This window comes from Microbacterium sp. MYb72, assembly GCF_002979415.1.
GTDB classification, from domain to species: Bacteria; Actinomycetota; Actinomycetes; order Actinomycetales; family Microbacteriaceae; genus Microbacterium; species Microbacterium natoriense.
The window spans coordinates 24,369-37,722 of the sequence record NZ_PCOT01000013.1 but is presented as its reverse complement, the minus strand read 5'-3'; the positions used below and the strand labels follow the sequence as shown (position 1 = coordinate 37,722).

14 protein-coding genes and 2 tRNA genes are annotated in these 13,354 nt (G+C 68.0%); 2 read left to right on the top strand and 14 right to left on the bottom strand.

Annotated features, from left to right (window positions below; all coding sequences use genetic code 11):
* Window positions 1–192: 192 nt before the first annotated feature.
* The 9 genes from CQ047_RS09125 to CQ047_RS09085 all read right to left on the bottom strand — a co-directional run bounded on the left by CQ047_RS09125 (window position 193) and on the right by CQ047_RS09085 (window position 8,075).
* Window positions 193–1,044 (bottom strand): aldehyde dehydrogenase family protein, encoded by an 852-nt coding sequence (locus CQ047_RS09125; RefSeq protein ID WP_105674440.1) that lies wholly within the window; start codon window positions 1,042–1,044, stop codon window positions 193–195.
* Complete coding sequence (locus CQ047_RS09120) at window positions 1,041–2,483, bottom strand: aldehyde dehydrogenase family protein (RefSeq protein ID WP_105674548.1); 1,443 nt, start codon at window positions 2,481–2,483, stop codon at window positions 1,041–1,043. Before CQ047_RS09120 ends, CQ047_RS09125 begins: the two co-directional genes overlap by 4 nt.
* Window positions 2,484–2,495: 12 nt before the next feature.
* Window positions 2,496–3,497, bottom strand: coding sequence for a deoxyribose-phosphate aldolase (gene deoC / locus CQ047_RS09115; RefSeq protein WP_105674438.1), 1,002 nt, complete (start codon window positions 3,495–3,497; stop codon window positions 2,496–2,498).
* Complete coding sequence (locus CQ047_RS09110; RefSeq protein ID WP_105674435.1) at window positions 3,494–4,429, bottom strand: sugar-binding transcriptional regulator; 936 nt, start codon at window positions 4,427–4,429, stop codon at window positions 3,494–3,496. Before CQ047_RS09110 ends, deoC begins: the two co-directional genes overlap by 4 nt.
* Window positions 4,430–4,570: 141 nt before the next feature.
* On the bottom strand, window positions 4,571–5,212 hold the full coding sequence (locus CQ047_RS09105) for an ATP-dependent Clp protease proteolytic subunit (protein WP_105674433.1): 642 nt from the start codon (window positions 5,210–5,212) through the stop codon (window positions 4,571–4,573).
* Window positions 5,213–5,232: 20 nt separating this feature from the next.
* Window positions 5,233–5,829 carry an ATP-dependent Clp protease proteolytic subunit gene (locus CQ047_RS09100; RefSeq protein ID WP_105674431.1) on the bottom strand — a complete coding sequence of 199 codons (597 nt, stop codon included), beginning with the start codon at window positions 5,827–5,829 and terminating at the stop codon, window positions 5,233–5,235.
* Window positions 5,830–5,911: 82 nt separating this feature from the next.
* Window positions 5,912–6,406 (bottom strand): tetratricopeptide repeat protein, encoded by a 495-nt coding sequence (locus CQ047_RS09095; protein WP_105674429.1) that lies wholly within the window; start codon window positions 6,404–6,406, stop codon window positions 5,912–5,914.
* 68 nt (window positions 6,407–6,474) lie between these two features.
* Window positions 6,475–7,938, bottom strand: a complete 1,464-nt coding sequence (tig, locus tag CQ047_RS09090) for a trigger factor (RefSeq protein ID WP_105674427.1) — start codon at window positions 7,936–7,938, stop codon at window positions 6,475–6,477.
* A 63-nt stretch (window positions 7,939–8,001) separates the two neighbouring features.
* Window positions 8,002–8,075, bottom strand: a tRNA-Pro gene (locus tag CQ047_RS09085).
* Between the two features lie 106 nt (window positions 8,076–8,181).
* Between CQ047_RS09085 and CQ047_RS09080 the strand changes: the two genes are divergently transcribed.
* Together CQ047_RS09080 and CQ047_RS09075 are read left to right on the top strand one after the other, a co-directional pair.
* Window positions 8,182–8,252, top strand: a tRNA-Gly gene (locus tag CQ047_RS09080).
* 55 nt (window positions 8,253–8,307) lie between these two features.
* Window positions 8,308–9,504 (top strand): hypothetical protein, encoded by a 1,197-nt coding sequence (locus CQ047_RS09075; RefSeq protein WP_146114308.1) that lies wholly within the window; start codon window positions 8,308–8,310, stop codon window positions 9,502–9,504.
* A gap of 91 nt (window positions 9,505–9,595) precedes the next feature.
* Here CQ047_RS09075 and CQ047_RS09070 read toward each other — a convergent pair whose 3' ends face one another.
* The 5 genes from CQ047_RS09070 to gap form a co-directional block, all read right to left on the bottom strand.
* Complete coding sequence (locus CQ047_RS09070) at window positions 9,596–9,949, bottom strand: RNA polymerase-binding protein RbpA (protein ID WP_105674423.1); 354 nt, start codon at window positions 9,947–9,949, stop codon at window positions 9,596–9,598.
* Window positions 9,949–10,197 carry a preprotein translocase subunit SecG gene (gene secG / locus CQ047_RS09065; RefSeq protein ID WP_067352826.1) on the bottom strand — a complete coding sequence of 83 codons (249 nt, stop codon included), beginning with the start codon at window positions 10,195–10,197 and terminating at the stop codon, window positions 9,949–9,951. The genes CQ047_RS09070 and secG overlap by 1 nt, the downstream gene beginning before the upstream one ends.
* An 82-nt stretch (window positions 10,198–10,279) precedes the next feature.
* On the bottom strand, window positions 10,280–11,071 hold the full coding sequence (gene tpiA, locus CQ047_RS09060) for a triose-phosphate isomerase (RefSeq protein WP_105674421.1): 792 nt from the start codon (window positions 11,069–11,071) through the stop codon (window positions 10,280–10,282).
* 4 nt (window positions 11,072–11,075) lie between these two features.
* Window positions 11,076–12,290 carry a phosphoglycerate kinase gene (locus CQ047_RS09055; RefSeq protein WP_105674419.1) on the bottom strand — a complete coding sequence of 405 codons (1,215 nt, stop codon included), beginning with the start codon at window positions 12,288–12,290 and terminating at the stop codon, window positions 11,076–11,078.
* Window positions 12,291–12,301: 11 nt separating this feature from the next.
* Entirely contained in the window at window positions 12,302–13,312 is a 1,011-nt protein-coding gene (gene gap, locus CQ047_RS09050) for a type I glyceraldehyde-3-phosphate dehydrogenase (protein WP_105674417.1), read from the bottom strand.
* Window positions 13,313–13,354: the final 42 nt, after the last annotated feature.

Sequence of the window (13,354 nt, the reverse complement as noted above, 5' to 3'; positions counted from 1 at the left end):
GTCCTCCTCAGGATGCCGAGATCGTCATCCGAGCCTAACCTCTGCACCGGACACCGGGACGCATTGGCGCGGTCACGATTGTCTCCGGCACGCATCGACGCCTCCCGCTGAACGACGACGCCCCACCTGACCGACGTCGGCCCGGTGGGGCGTGGACGGTCAGCTGGGGCGTCGGCGAAGCGCTTCGGCGGGTCAGACCATGCTCTTCGTGTGCCAGACGGTCTTCACCTCGGTGAAGGCCCCGATGCGCTCGGGAGAGGCCGAGACGGCGCCGGGGGTGAGAACCCGCTTGAGGGTCTCGGCCGCGGCGATCTGCAGGTCGACCCAGTCCAGGTCACCGGCTCCGGCGAGGTCGAGTGCGTTTACATCCTGGTGGGATGCGAGCCACGGCGCGATCTCGGCCGGCGAACCGGTGAGGACGTTCACGACGCCCCCTGGCACGTCGCTGGTCGCGAGGACCTCGGCCAGGCTGATCGCGGAGAGCGGATGCCGTTCGCTGGCGATCACGACGACCGTGTTTCCCGCGACGAGCGCCGGCGCGACGACCGACACCAGGCCGAGAAGAGCGGAGTCCTGCGGCGCGACGATCGCGACGACGCCGGTCGGCTCCGGCACCGAGATGTTGAAGTACGGGCCGGCGACCGGGTTCGCGTTGCCTGCGACCTGCGCGTACTTGTCGCACCACCCCGCGTACCAGACCCAGAGGTCGATGGCTTCGTCGACCTGTGCACCCGCGACGGCGGCGGACACGCCCTCCTGGGCGACGATCTCGTCGACGAACTGCGCACGGCGTCCCTCCAGGACCTCCGCGACACGGTAGAGCACCTGACCGCGGTTGTAGGCGGTCGCACCGGACCAGCTCTTCACCGCGGCGCGCGCGGCGACGACGGCATCCCGAGCGTCCTTGCGCGACCCCTTGGCCGCGTTCGCGAGGAACGCCCCCTTCGCGGAGAGCACCTCGTAGGTGCGCCCGGACTCGCTCCGCGGGAACGCTCCGCCGATAGCGAGCTTGTAGGTCTTGGGCACGGTGAGTCGCTTGCTCATGATGCTGCTCCCTGGAGGTAGGCGGTCAGACCCTGACGTCCGCCTTCGCGGCCGTATCCGGACTCCTTGTAGCCGCCGAACGGGCTGGACGGGTCGAAGCGGTTGAAGGTGTTGGCCCAGATCACGCCGGCGCGCAGACGGTCGGCGACGGCGAGGATCCGCGACCCCTTGTCCGACCAGATTCCCGCGGACAGACCGTAGGGGGTGTTGTTGGCCTTGGCGATCGCCTCCGCCGGGGTGCGGAAGGTGAGCACCGAGAGCACTGGTCCGAACACCTCGTCGCGGGCGATCCGGTGCGACGCCTCGACGCCGGTGAAGATCGTGGGAGCGAACCAGAAGCCCTTCTCGGGGATCACGCAGTCCGCGGTCCAGCGCTCGGCGCCCTCGGCCTCTCCGATGTCGCTGAGCTCGCGGATGCGGGCCAGCTGAGCGGCGGAGTTGATCGCGCCGATGTCGGTGTTCTTGTCGAGCGGGTCGCCCAGGCGCAGCGTCGACAGGCGGTTCTTGAGCCTGTCGACGACCTCGTCGTGGATCGACTCCTGCACGAGCAGCCGGCTGCCCGCGCAGCAGACGTGCCCCTGGTTGAAGAAGATCCCGTTGACGATGCCCTCGACGGCCTGGTCGATCGGCGCATCGTCGAACACGATGTTCGCCGCCTTGCCGCCGAGTTCGAGCGTGAGCTTCTTGCCGGTTCCCGCGACGGCCTTGGCGATGTCGCGACCGACTCCGGTGGAGCCGGTGAACGCGACCTTGTCGACGTCGGGGTGGCGGACGAGCGCCGCGCCGGTCGCACCGGCTCCGGTGATGATGTTCACCACACCGGCGGGGAGGTCAGCCTGCTGCAGGATCTCCGCGAAGATCAGCGCAGTGAGGGGCGTGGTCTCGGCGGGCTTGAGCACGACGGTGTTCCCCGCAGCCAGCGCAGGGGCGAGCTTCCACGCGAGCATGAGCAGCGGGAAGTTCCACGGGATGACCTGGCCTGCGACGCCGAGCGCGCGCGGGTTGGCGCCGAGCCCGGCGTAGTCGAGCTTGTCTGCCCAGCCGGCGTAGTAGAAGAACCAGGATGCGACGAGAGGAACGTCGACATCGCGGCTCTCCTTGATCGGCTTGCCGTTGTCGAGGCTCTCGGCGACCGCGAGCTCGCGGGCGCGCTCCTGCACCAGACGTGCGATGCGGAACAGGTACTTGCCGCGGTCCCGACCGCTCATCTTCGACCAGGTCCGGTCGTAGGCGCGACGTGCGGCGGCGACGGCACGGTCGACGTCCTCGTCGCTCGCGGTGGCGATCTCCGCGATGCGGGTCTCATCCGACGGCGAGATGGTCGTGAAGCTCTTCCCCGATCCGTCGACGATCTCGCCGTCGATGAACAGGCCGTAGCTGTCCCTGAGGTTCAGGACGGCCTTCGACTCCGGCGCGGGGGCGTATTCCAGAAATGACATGTTCGGTTCCACTCAGTCGATCGTGACGTAGTCGGGGCCGGAGTAGTGGCCGGAGGCGAGCTTCTGGCGCTGCAGCAGCACGTCGTTGAGGAGGCTCGATGCGCCGAAACGGAACAGGTGCGGCTGCAGCCATTCCTCTCCGACGGTCTCGGCGACGGTCACCAGGTACTTCACCGCGTCCTTCGACGAGCGGATGCCGCCGGCCGGCTTGACGCCGATCTTCTCGCCGGTGCCGCGGTGCCAGTCGCGCACGGTCTCCAGCATGAGCAGCGTGGTCGGCAGTGTCGCAGCGGGCTGCACCTTGCCGGTGGAGGTCTTGATGAAGTCGCCGCCCGCGAGGATGCCGAGCCAGGAGGCGCGCTTGATGTTGTCGTAGGTGTTGAGCTCGCCGGTCTCCAGGATCACCTTGAGCGAGGCATAGCTGCCGTCCTCGCGACGGCAGGCCTCCTTCACCTGGGCGATCTGGTCGAACACCAGACCGTAGCGACCCGACAGGAACGCCCCGCGGTCGATCACCATGTCGATCTCATCGGCGCCCGCGGCGACGGCCTCCGCCGTGTCTGCGAGCTTGATGGCGAGGGATGACCGCCCGCTGGGGAACGCCGTGGCCACCGCCGCGACCGAGATGCGGCCGTCGTCGGGGTCGCCGTGCAGGTCGCCGAGAGCGGTGACCGCGTCGCCGACCATGTCGCCGTACACGCACACCGCGGCGACGCGCGGCGTGGTCGGGTCTGCCGCATCCGGATTCTTCGCCTTCGCGACGAGGGAGCGCACCTTGCCTGGCGTGTCTGCGCCCTCCAGGGTGGTGAGGTCGATCAGCGTGATGATCGTGTCGAGCGCCCAGGCCTTCGACGTCGTCTTGATCGATCGCGTGCCGAGTCCGGCCGCTCGCTGTTCCAGGCCCACCGCATCCACACCGGGGAGTCCGTGCAGGAAGCGCCGGAGCGTCGCGTCGTCGGGCTCACCGCCCAGCACGTCCACCGCCGATCGGCGGCTGAGTTCTTTGGTCGTCACTGTTCCTCCAACAATGCTCTGGCTGTGTTCTCATCTGTCACGATCACGCTGCACAGGCCGCTGGTGACGACCGTGCGCGCGATGTCATGCTTCGCCGCACCCGTGGCGACGAAGACCGCCCTCGTGGCGGCGCGGAGCCTGTCGAGCTCGACACCCACCGTGCGGGCGTCGAGCTGGGGGTCGACGATGTTGCCGTCGGCGTCGATGTAGCGGCCGAGGACGTCGCCGACCGCTCCGCGGCGCGCCAGCTCCTCGACATCGGATGCCGTCAGGTAGCCGTTCTCGACGTGCGCCGATGTCGCGTCGCAGGGCCCTGCGGTGAAGAGGAAGGCCTGCGCCTCCGCAGCCTCCTCAAGCACTGCGGCGACCGTGCGATCGGCTTCGATCGCCTGCTTGGTCTCGACGCGTTCCAGGATCGCCGGGCTTGGCAGCAGCGACACGTGTCCCGATGCCCGCTGGGCGATCGTGACCGCGAGACCGGCCGCACCACCGGAACGGCGGTTGAGGCTCACTCCTCCGTTCAGCTGCACGACCGTCACTCCCGTGGCCCAGCCGTCGGGCAGCGCCTCGGCGACCGCGCGGAGCGTCCGGCCCCAGCTGACCCCGAGCGTGCGGGGCACGGGACGCATCGCAGTGAGATAGTCCGCTGCGGCCTGGGCGACGCGTTCGAGCGTGCCCTCATCGCCTTCGGGCGCCGGCACGACGATGGCGGCGGCGAGGCCGTGCTTCTCCACCAGCTGGCGCTCGAGGCCCAGCCGACGCGCGCGCGGATGCACGATCTCGATGCGGACGATGCCGCGCTCGCGAGCCTGCGTGAGCAGGCGGCCGACCTTCCAGCGGGAGATCTTGAGAAGGGCGCCGATTTCGTCCTGAGTCTTGTCCTCGTCGTAGTACAGCTCGGCGACGCGAACCATGACCAGCTCTTCTTCCACGGCATCCTCCTTCCTTCACCAGGATAGAGGGTCATCTGCGTTCGTGCACCCGTTTGCTCATATGAGCACCCGGTGCGCGAGAGGATGCGCAAAAGGACGCCGGTCTGATGACCGGCGTCCTTCAGCGGAGTGGAGCGGAGCTTAGACGCGCTTGCGCGTCGTGAGCACCTGGTCGACGATGCCGTACTCCTTCGCCTGCTCGGCGGAGAGGATGTTGTCGCGGTCGATGTCGCGGTTGACCTGCTCGGCGGTGCGGTTGGTGTGGTGAGCCATGGTCTCCTCGAGCCAGGTCCGCATGCGGAGGATCTCCGCCGCCTGGATCTCGATGTCGGACGCCTGCCCGTGGCCCGCCTCGCCCATCGCCGGCTGGTGGATCAGCACACGAGCGTTCGGCAGAGCCAGACGCTTGCCGGGGGCTCCTGCCGCGAGCAGCACGGATGCGGCAGACGCCGCCTGTCCGAGCACGACGGTCTGGATCTGCGGCGCGACGTACTGCATCGTGTCGTAGATCGCCGTCATCGCGGTGAAGGATCCGCCGGGAGAGTTGATGTACATCGTGATGTCGCGCTCGGAGTCCTGACTCTCCAGGACGAGGAGCTGCGCCATCACGTCGTCGGCGGACGCGTCGTCGACCTGCACGCCGAGGAAGATCACGCGGTCTTCGAACAGCTTGTTGTACGGGTCCTGACGCTTGAAGCCGTAGGCCGTGCGCTCCTCGAACTGCGGGAGCACGTAGCGGCTGGACGGGAGGTTGCCAGCGGACTGGAAGGTGGGGGTGTACATGTGATTCCTTCTCTTTCCGCTTACTTGGAGTCCTGCTCGGTGCCGCCGCCGCCGATGACGTCGGAAGCCGATTCGCGGATGTGGTCGACGAAGCCGTACTCGAGCGCCTCCTGAGCCGTGAACCAGCGGTCACGGTCGCCGTCGGCGTTGATCTGCTCGACCGACTTGCCGGTCTGCGCCGCGGTGATCTCCGCGAGGCGGTTCTTCATCGAGGTGATGAGCTGCGCCTGCGTCTGGATGTCGCTCGACGTTCCGCCGAAGCCGCCGTGCGGCTGGTGCAGCAGCACACGGGCGTTCGGGGTGATGTACCGCTTGCCCTTGGTGCCGGCGGTCAGCAGCAGCTGCCCCATGGACGCCGCCATGCCGATGCCGACGGTGACGATGTCGTTCGGGACGAACTGCATCGTGTCGTAGATCGCCATACCCGCGGTGATCGAGCCACCGGGCGAGTTGACGTAGAGGAAGATGTCCTTCTCGGAGTCCTCTGCGGCGAGAAGAAGGATCTTCGCGCAGATCTCGTTGGCGTTCTCGTCGCGCACCTCCGACCCCAGCCAGATGATGCGGTCCTTCAGCAGACGGTCGAAGACGCTCGTCGCGAGGAGGGGTTCTGCAGCCATGTCAGCTCCTGATTCCGTGTTTCAGTGATTTCGAATCTACCGGCGACAACGCGGCGTTCAGGCCGTGTTCGCCGTCGGCATATCAGGTGTCGGCGTCGGCGATCTCGTGGGCGTACGCGGTCATGGAGCGGTGGTAGCGCGGCAGGTGCGGAACGAGGGCGAGCAGCGCCACCGAGAGGCCCCGTGCGGGCTGCCCCGCGCTCGCGAGGATGAGCGCGTGCACGGTCGCCACGGCATCCCGATACGGTCCGTCGGGCGAGCGCTCCTCCTCCGCCGTGATCACGGCGAGAGCATCGTCGTACTCTCCCAGGTTGCGCAGGGAGCTCGCCAGCTGGATCACGCACTGCGGGTGGTGCTCCTCATCGAGGCCGAGCTCGAGCGCGCGACGGTAGAGCACCACGGCTTCGGCAGGACGCCCCGCCGAATCCCGCGCCCCCGCGCGCTCGAACTCCGCTCGCGCATCGTCCTCCCCGCGCTCCGCGGCGAGTGCGTCGATGCGTGCGATGGTCTCGTCGCCGACCTCCTCGCCCGAGGCGTCATCCCACACGTCGTCGATCCGCTGGTCCCAGCTCTTCATGCCCTGTCCTTCCGGTGATGAAAAAGGGGCGGATGCCGCAGCATCCGCCCCTTCTCGTGATCGTTCGATCACTCAGCCTTGTCGGCGGCCTTCTTGGCCGGAGCCTTCTTGGCAGCCGGTTTCTTCGCGGCGGGCTTGTCCTCCGCGGCGGCGTCGGCCTTGTCGGCCGGAGCCTTCTTGGCCGGAGCCTTCTTGGCGGGAGCCTTCTTGGCGGGCTTCTCCTCGGCGGGAGCCTCCTCGTCCGAAGTCTCGTCGTCGACGACGACGAAGTCGCTCAGGTCCACAGCCTTGCCGTTGGTGTCGACGACCTTGACCTTGCCCAGGGCGATCGCGAGGGCCTTGTTGCGGGCGACCTCGCCGACGAGCGCGGGCAGCTGGTTCGACGACTGCAGCGCCTCGACGAACTCCTGCGGCGCCATGCCGTACTGCGCAGCGGACTGCACGAGGTACTGCGAGAGCTCCTCCTGCGAGACCTGTACGTCAGCCTGCTCGGCGATGGTGTCGAGCAGCACCTGCGTGCGGAACTGCTTCTCGCTCGCCTCGGTGACCTCGGCACGGTGCACGTCGTCCTCGAGGCGGCCTTCGCCCTCGAGGTGGTTGTGCACCTCGTCCTCGATGAGCTGCGGCGGAACGGGGATCTCGATCTTCTCGAGCAGCGTCTCGACGAGCTTGTCGCGAGCGGCGGAGCCCTGCGTGAAGACGCCCTGCTGCGAGACGCGCTCGGCCAGGCTCGCGCGGAGCTCGGCGATCGTGTCGAACTCGCTGGCGATCTGCGCGAAGTCGTCGTCCGCCTCGGGGAGCTCGCGCTCCTTGACGGCCTTGACGGTCACGGAGACCTCGGCCTCGGAGCCGGCGTGGTCGCCGCCGACGAGGGCGGAGCGGAAGGTCGTGTCCTCACCGGCGGTGAGCGACTCGATCGCGTCGTCGATGCCCTCGAGCAGCTCGCCGGAGCCGACCTCGTAGGAGACGCCCTCCGCGCGGTCGATCTCGGCGCCGTCGATCGTGGCGACCAGGTCGAGCTCGACGAAGTCGCCCTTCGCTGCGGGGCGGTCGACGGGGACGAGCGTGCCGAAGCGGGCGCGCAGGTTCTCGAGCTCCTCGTCGAGAGCGGCGTCGTCGGCCTCGACGGCGTCGACCGTCAGGGTGATGCCGTCGTAGGAGGGCAGCTCGATCTCGGGGCGGACGTCCACCTCGATGTCCACGAGCAGGTCGCCCGAGAAGTCCTTCTCGTTCGGCCACTGCGTGATCTCGGCCGACGGGCGGCCGACGACGCGGACCTTGTGCTCGACCGTGGCGTCACGGAAGAACTTGTCGAGGCCCTCGTTGACCGCGTGCTCGATGACCGCACCGCGGCCGATGCGCTGATCGATGATGGGAGCAGGGACCTTGCCCTTGCGGAAGCCGGGGATCTGCACGTCCTGAGCGATGTGCTCGTAGGCGTGGGCGATGCTGGGCTTGAGGTCTTCCGGGGTGACCGTGATGCTGAGCTTGACCCGGGTCGGGGTCAGCTTCTCGACGGTGCTGTTCGCCATGCTGGTTTGTTCTCCTTGTAGTTTCCGCGCTGAATCGCGGCGCTGAGGCTTGAGAAAGCCGTGTCGGGGCGACAGGAGTTGAACCTGCGACCTCCCGCTCCCAAAGCGGGCGCTCTACCAAACTGAGCTACGCCCCGGGGAATCCGCGCGCAGATTCAGCCCCATCGAGTCTAACGGACAAGAGCACCCCTGACTGTCCGCTATGATCGATGAGTCGGTGCGGCGCCAGCAATGGCCCGCGTCGGGGGTGTAGCTCAATGGTAGAGTCTCAGTCTTCCAAACTGATTGCGCGGGTTCGATTCCCGTCACCCCCTCGATCTGATCAGGTCCTCGCCCACGGCGAGGACCTTTTCTACAGGGAGGGATGCCGTGACCGACCCGGACTCCCCTCTGCGCGGCGCACATGAGCTTCCGCTCCTCTTCTCCAGTGCGCCCGTCGCCCCGACCCGTCCGAGGAGAAGGCGCACGGGACTGGTGCTCGGGGTCGTCGGAGCTCTCATCGTCGCCGGCGGACTCGCCGCGGCTCAGCTGGGTGCGAATCTGAGCTACGACGACGCCGCCGAGCGGTACGACGCCGCCGTGCAGACGACACGCGAGACCATCGCCGAGGTGCGAGCGGACACGAACGACCTGCAGTCGACCACCGACTTCGCCTCCCAGCTGCTCCAGAGCGATGACGGGACTCTGGTGGATTCCGCGTCGAAAGACGCGCTCGCCGCCGCCGTGTCCGGAGCGGAGGCCGCCGCATCCGACGCGGAGGACGTCCTGGACTCGCGCATCCCCGAGCCCGGCGAGAAGCCCGCCTGGTTCTGGGAGCTCTTCGCCGCGTCCGATCGGCTCGCAGGCGACCGCGACGGTCTCGACGATCTGGCGGACGACCTCGCCGATGAGACTCCGGCGATCGACGAGGCGCAGACCGCGCTGTCGGATGCCGGTCTGACACTGCTCACGACGGCGGCATCGACCGCCGTCGGATTCGAGGCCGCGCATCCCTCGGCGAAGAACGATGCGGTGATCGCTCTCCGCGACGCGGCGGCGAAGGCGTCCGCGGCGACCGGCATCGATGCCAGCGCCGCGACGTCGCTCGCCTCCCTGCAGAGCGCCGCCGCCCTGGTCGTCTCGTCCGAGCAGGCCGAACTGGCCGAGAAGGCGGGACCACTGCTGTCGAAACGGCTGGAGATCGAGGCGTTCGCGCGCTCGCTGGCGCCCGGCGTTCTCCTGGAGTTCGACTGGAACCCCATCGTCAGCGGAGCCGGAGGCAGCGGGAGCATGGGCGGACTCACCACCTGGTGGTGGGACACGCCAGGACGCGCGGTGATCGAGCTCTCGAACTCGGTGGCGGAACGGTGGCCCTCCTACAGCAGCAAGTCGCTCGTCGCGCACGAGGTCGGCCACGCGATCAGCGTCAAGTGCGAGGACATGTACGACTCGTCCACCCAGGACAGCATCGAGAAGTGGGCGACGGCCTGGGCGATCAGCATGGGGTACACGGACGACGCGAACGGGGTCTGGGCCTACGGCTATCCCCCGCAGTCGTACATCGACGCCGCCACCGGCTGCCGGTGACCGCACCGACCTGACCGTGGACCGAGCCCGACGACGCGAGAGGCCGCCACGACGGATCGTCATGGCGGCCTCTCGCGAAGGAACCGGGCTCTTACTGACCCCGGCGCTCGCGCAGCTGGGTGAGCGCGTCCTCGAGGAGCTGAACGGCTTCCTCGTCGGTGCGTCGCTCCTTCACGTACGCCAGGTGTGTCTTGTAGGGCTCGGTCTTGGCGAGAGCAGGAGGGTTCTCCTTGTCTCGACCGGCCGGCAGACCCGACTGCGGATGATCGATGATCTCCGGGATCTCCTCTTCGGGGAGACCTGCGGCGAAGTAGCGGACGGTCTCGTTGCCGAGTCCGTCCCAGTAGGAGACCGCGATGCGGTCTGCGTGATAGCCGTGGTCCTGCTCGCCCATCGGGCCGGAGCCGACCCGGGTGCCTCGGATCGCGTTGCCGCCGGTAGCCATCAGATCACCTCGAACTTGGTGATGAGGCCGAGCGCGACGATCGCCACGAACCAGGCCAGCGCCAGGACGACCGTGAAGCGGTTGAGGTTCCGCTCGGCCAGACCGGACGAGCCGACCGCCGAGGACATGCCTCCGCCGAACATGTCGGACAGGCCGCCGCCGCGACCCTTGTGGAGCAGGATGAGGAGGGTCAGCAGGACGCTGGTGATGCCCAGCACGACCTGCAGGACGAACTCGAGAATTTCCACGAGGAAGAGCCTTTCGCTGGGGCACGACTGCCCCCGTAACGGTCAAGTATACGGTGCGGCGGGGCCGGAGCCCCGCCACAACTCACACTCCGACGTGCTTCTCGAACCGGATGATCGCGGCGAACTCGTCGACGACGAGGCTCGCCCCGCCGACCAGAGCGCCGTCCACATCGGGCTCGCGCATGAAGCTGGCGATGTTCGCCGACTTGACCGAACCGCCGTAGAGGATGCGCGTGCGCGCGGCGGCCTCGTCGCCGAGGACCTTCGCGATCACACCGCGCAGAGCGGCGCAGACGTCCTGCGCCTGCTGCGGCGTCGCCGCCTGGCCGGAGCCGATGGCCCAGACCGGCTCGTAGGCCACGACGATGTCGGCATCCTTCGAGACGCCCTGGAGCGCTGCCTCCAGCTGCCCGGCCGGAACCGCGCTCGCACCGAACTTCTCGAGGTCCTCCGCGGTCTCGCCGACGCAGATGACCGGAACGAGTCCGTTCTTCAGCGAGGCCTTCACCTTCGCGGCCACGACATCGTCCGACTCCGCGTGGTACTCACGACGCTCGGAGTGCCCGATGATGACGTACTTCGCGTCGAGCTTGGCCAGGAACGCGCCCGAGACCTCGCCCGTGTATGCGCCGGAGTCGTGCGCCGAGACGTCCTGCGCGCCGAGGGCGAACGGGATCTTGTCGGCGTCGATCAGCGTCTGCACGCTGCGGATGTCGGTGAACGGAGGGAAGACCGCGACCTCGACGGACCCGTCCTCGTGCTTCGCGTCCTTCAGCGTCCAGTGCAGCTTCTGGACGAAGGCGACCGCCTGCAGGTGGTCGAGGTTCATCTTCCAGTTTCCCGCGATCAGCGGGGTGCGCTTGTTCGTCGCCACGATGTCACTCCCATCCCAGGACGGTGAGTCCGGGTAGTTTCTTGCCCTCGAGGAACTCGAGGCTGGCGCCGCCGCCGGTCGAGATGTGACCGAACTGGTCGTCGGCGAAGCCGAGCTGGCGCACGGCCGCAGCGGAGTCGCCGCCGCCGACGACGCTGAGTCCGTCGACCTCGGTGAGAGCCTGGGCGACGGTCTTGGTGCCACCGGCGAAGGCGGGGAACTCGAACACGCCCATCGGGCCGTTCCAGAACACCGTCTTCGAGCCGCGTACGACCTCGGCGAACCGCGCGGCGGTCTCCGGGCCGATGTCGAGGCCGATTCCCGAGGCGCCGAATGCGGTGTCCTCGATCGCGTCGGCTGCGGCGATCTCATGCGCGGCATCCGCGGCGAAGGCCGACGCCACCACGACGTCGGTGGGGAGCACGAGTTCGACTCCGCGCTCCGCCGCCTCGGCGATGTATCCGCGAACGGTGTCGAGCTGGTCCTCCTCCAGGAGGCTCGAGGCGACGTCGTGACCCTGAGCCTTGAGGAAGGTGAACAGCATGCCGCCTCCGACGAGGATGCGGTCGACGCGCGGGAGCAGGTGCGAGATGACGCCGAGCTTGTCGCTGACCTTCGAGCCGCCAAGGACGACCGCGTACGGACGCTCCGGGTTCTCGGTGAGGCGGTCGAGCACATCGAGCTCGGCAGCGATCAGCAGACCGGCGGCCGACGGCAGGATCTCGGCGAGATCGTAGACGCTGGCCTGCTTGCGGTGCACGACGCCGAAGCCGTCGGAGACGAGGACGTCGCCCAGTTCGGCGAGCTGCGCCGCGAACGCGCCGCGGATCTCGTCGTCCTTGGAAGTCTCCCCCGCGTTGAACCGCAGGTTCTCGATGACGACGACGCCGCCGTCTTCGAGCGAGGCGACGGCATCCTTCGCGGATTCGCCGACCGTGTCGCGCGCGAACGCGACCGGAGCGCCGAGCAGCTCGGACAGTCGCTGCGCGACCGGCTCCAGGCTGTACTGCGGGTCGGGTGCACCGTCGGGACGACCGAGGTGCGAGCAGACGACGACGCGGGCGCCGGCGTTGATGAGGGCGTTGAGGGTCGGCAGCGAGGCGCGTACACGGCCATCGTCCGTTATGACCCCGTCCCGCAGGGGGACGTTCAGGTCACAACGGACGATGACGCGCTTGCCCTCGAGCGAACCCAGTGAGTCCAGGGTGCGCAGAGTCATGTGTCTGAGATTCAGAGACGCTCGGCGACGTACTCGGTCAGGTCGACGAGACGGTTGGAGTAGCCCCACTCGTTGTCGTACCAGCTCGAGACCTTGACGAGGTTGCCGCTGACGTTGGTCAGCGTCGCGTCGAAGATCGAGGAGTGCGGGTTGTGCACGATGTCGCTGGAGACGATCTGGTCCTCGTTGTACTGCAGGTAGCCGGCGAGGCGACCCTCGGCAGCGGCCTTCTTGTAGGCCTCGTTGACCTCGTCGACCGTGAGGTCCTCGCGGTCGGTGATCAGCGTGAGGTCGACGATCGAGCCGGTGGGAACCGGAACGCGGTACGACGAGCCGCTCAGCTTGCCCTGGAGCTCCGGGAGCACCTCGCCGATCGCCTTGGCGGCACCGGTGGAGGCCGGGGTGATGTTGATCGCTGCGGCGCGTGCGCGGCGCAGGTCGCCGTGCGGGCCGTCCTGCAGGTTCTGGTCGGCCGTGTAGGCGTGCGCGGTCATCATGAAGCCGCGGTCGATGCCGAACGCGTCGTTGAACACCTGAGCCAGCGGCGCGAGGCAGTTGGTGGTGCAGGAGGCGTTGGAGATGATGTGATCCGTCTCCGGGTTGTAGGTGTCCTCGTTCACGCCCATGACGAACGTGCCGTCGACACCCGTGCCGGGAGCCGAGATCAGGACCTTCTTGGCGCCGGCCTCGATGTGCTTCTTGGCCAGCTCCGCCTTGGTGAAGAAGCCGGTCGACTCGATGACGATGTCGACGCCCAGCTCGCCCCACGGGAGGTTGGCGGGGTCGCGCTCAGCGAACGCCTTGATCTCCTTGCCGTTGACGGTGATGCTGTCGTCGTCGTAGCTGATGTCGGCGTCGAGGACGCCTCCGACCGAGTCGTACTTCAGCAGGTGCGCCAGCGTCTTGTTGTCGGTGAGGTCGTTGACCGCGACGATCTCGAGGTCAGCCCCCTGCGCGAGAGCCGCGCGGAAGTAGTTGCGTCCGATGCGGCCGAAGCCGTTGATACCGATCTTGACAGACACTCAGGTCTCCTGATTTCTTATGCGCTCGCGCGCGGTTTCAAC

Coding starts and splice junctions, on each gene's coding strand:
- CQ047_RS09105 (WP_105674433.1), bottom strand. CDS start 5,212: ATGTACACCCCCACCTTCCAGTCCGCTGGCAACCTCCCGTCCAGCCGC.
- CQ047_RS09095 (WP_105674429.1), bottom strand. CDS start 6,406: ATGAAGAGCTGGGACCAGCGGATCGACGACGTGTGGGATGACGCCTCG.
- CQ047_RS09100 (WP_105674431.1), bottom strand. CDS start 5,829: ATGGCTGCAGAACCCCTCCTCGCGACGAGCGTCTTCGACCGTCTGCTG.
- CQ047_RS09055 (WP_105674419.1), bottom strand. CDS start 12,290: ATGACTCTGCGCACCCTGGACTCACTGGGTTCGCTCGAGGGCAAGCGC.
- tig (WP_105674427.1), bottom strand. CDS start 7,938: ATGGCGAACAGCACCGTCGAGAAGCTGACCCCGACCCGGGTCAAGCTC.
- CQ047_RS09120 (WP_105674548.1), bottom strand. CDS start 2,483: ATGTCATTTCTGGAATACGCCCCCGCGCCGGAGTCGAAGGCCGTCCTG.
- CQ047_RS09070 (WP_105674423.1), bottom strand. CDS start 9,949: ATGGCTACCGGCGGCAACGCGATCCGAGGCACCCGGGTCGGCTCCGGC.
- CQ047_RS09125 (WP_105674440.1), bottom strand. CDS start 1,044: ATGAGCAAGCGACTCACCGTGCCCAAGACCTACAAGCTCGCTATCGGC.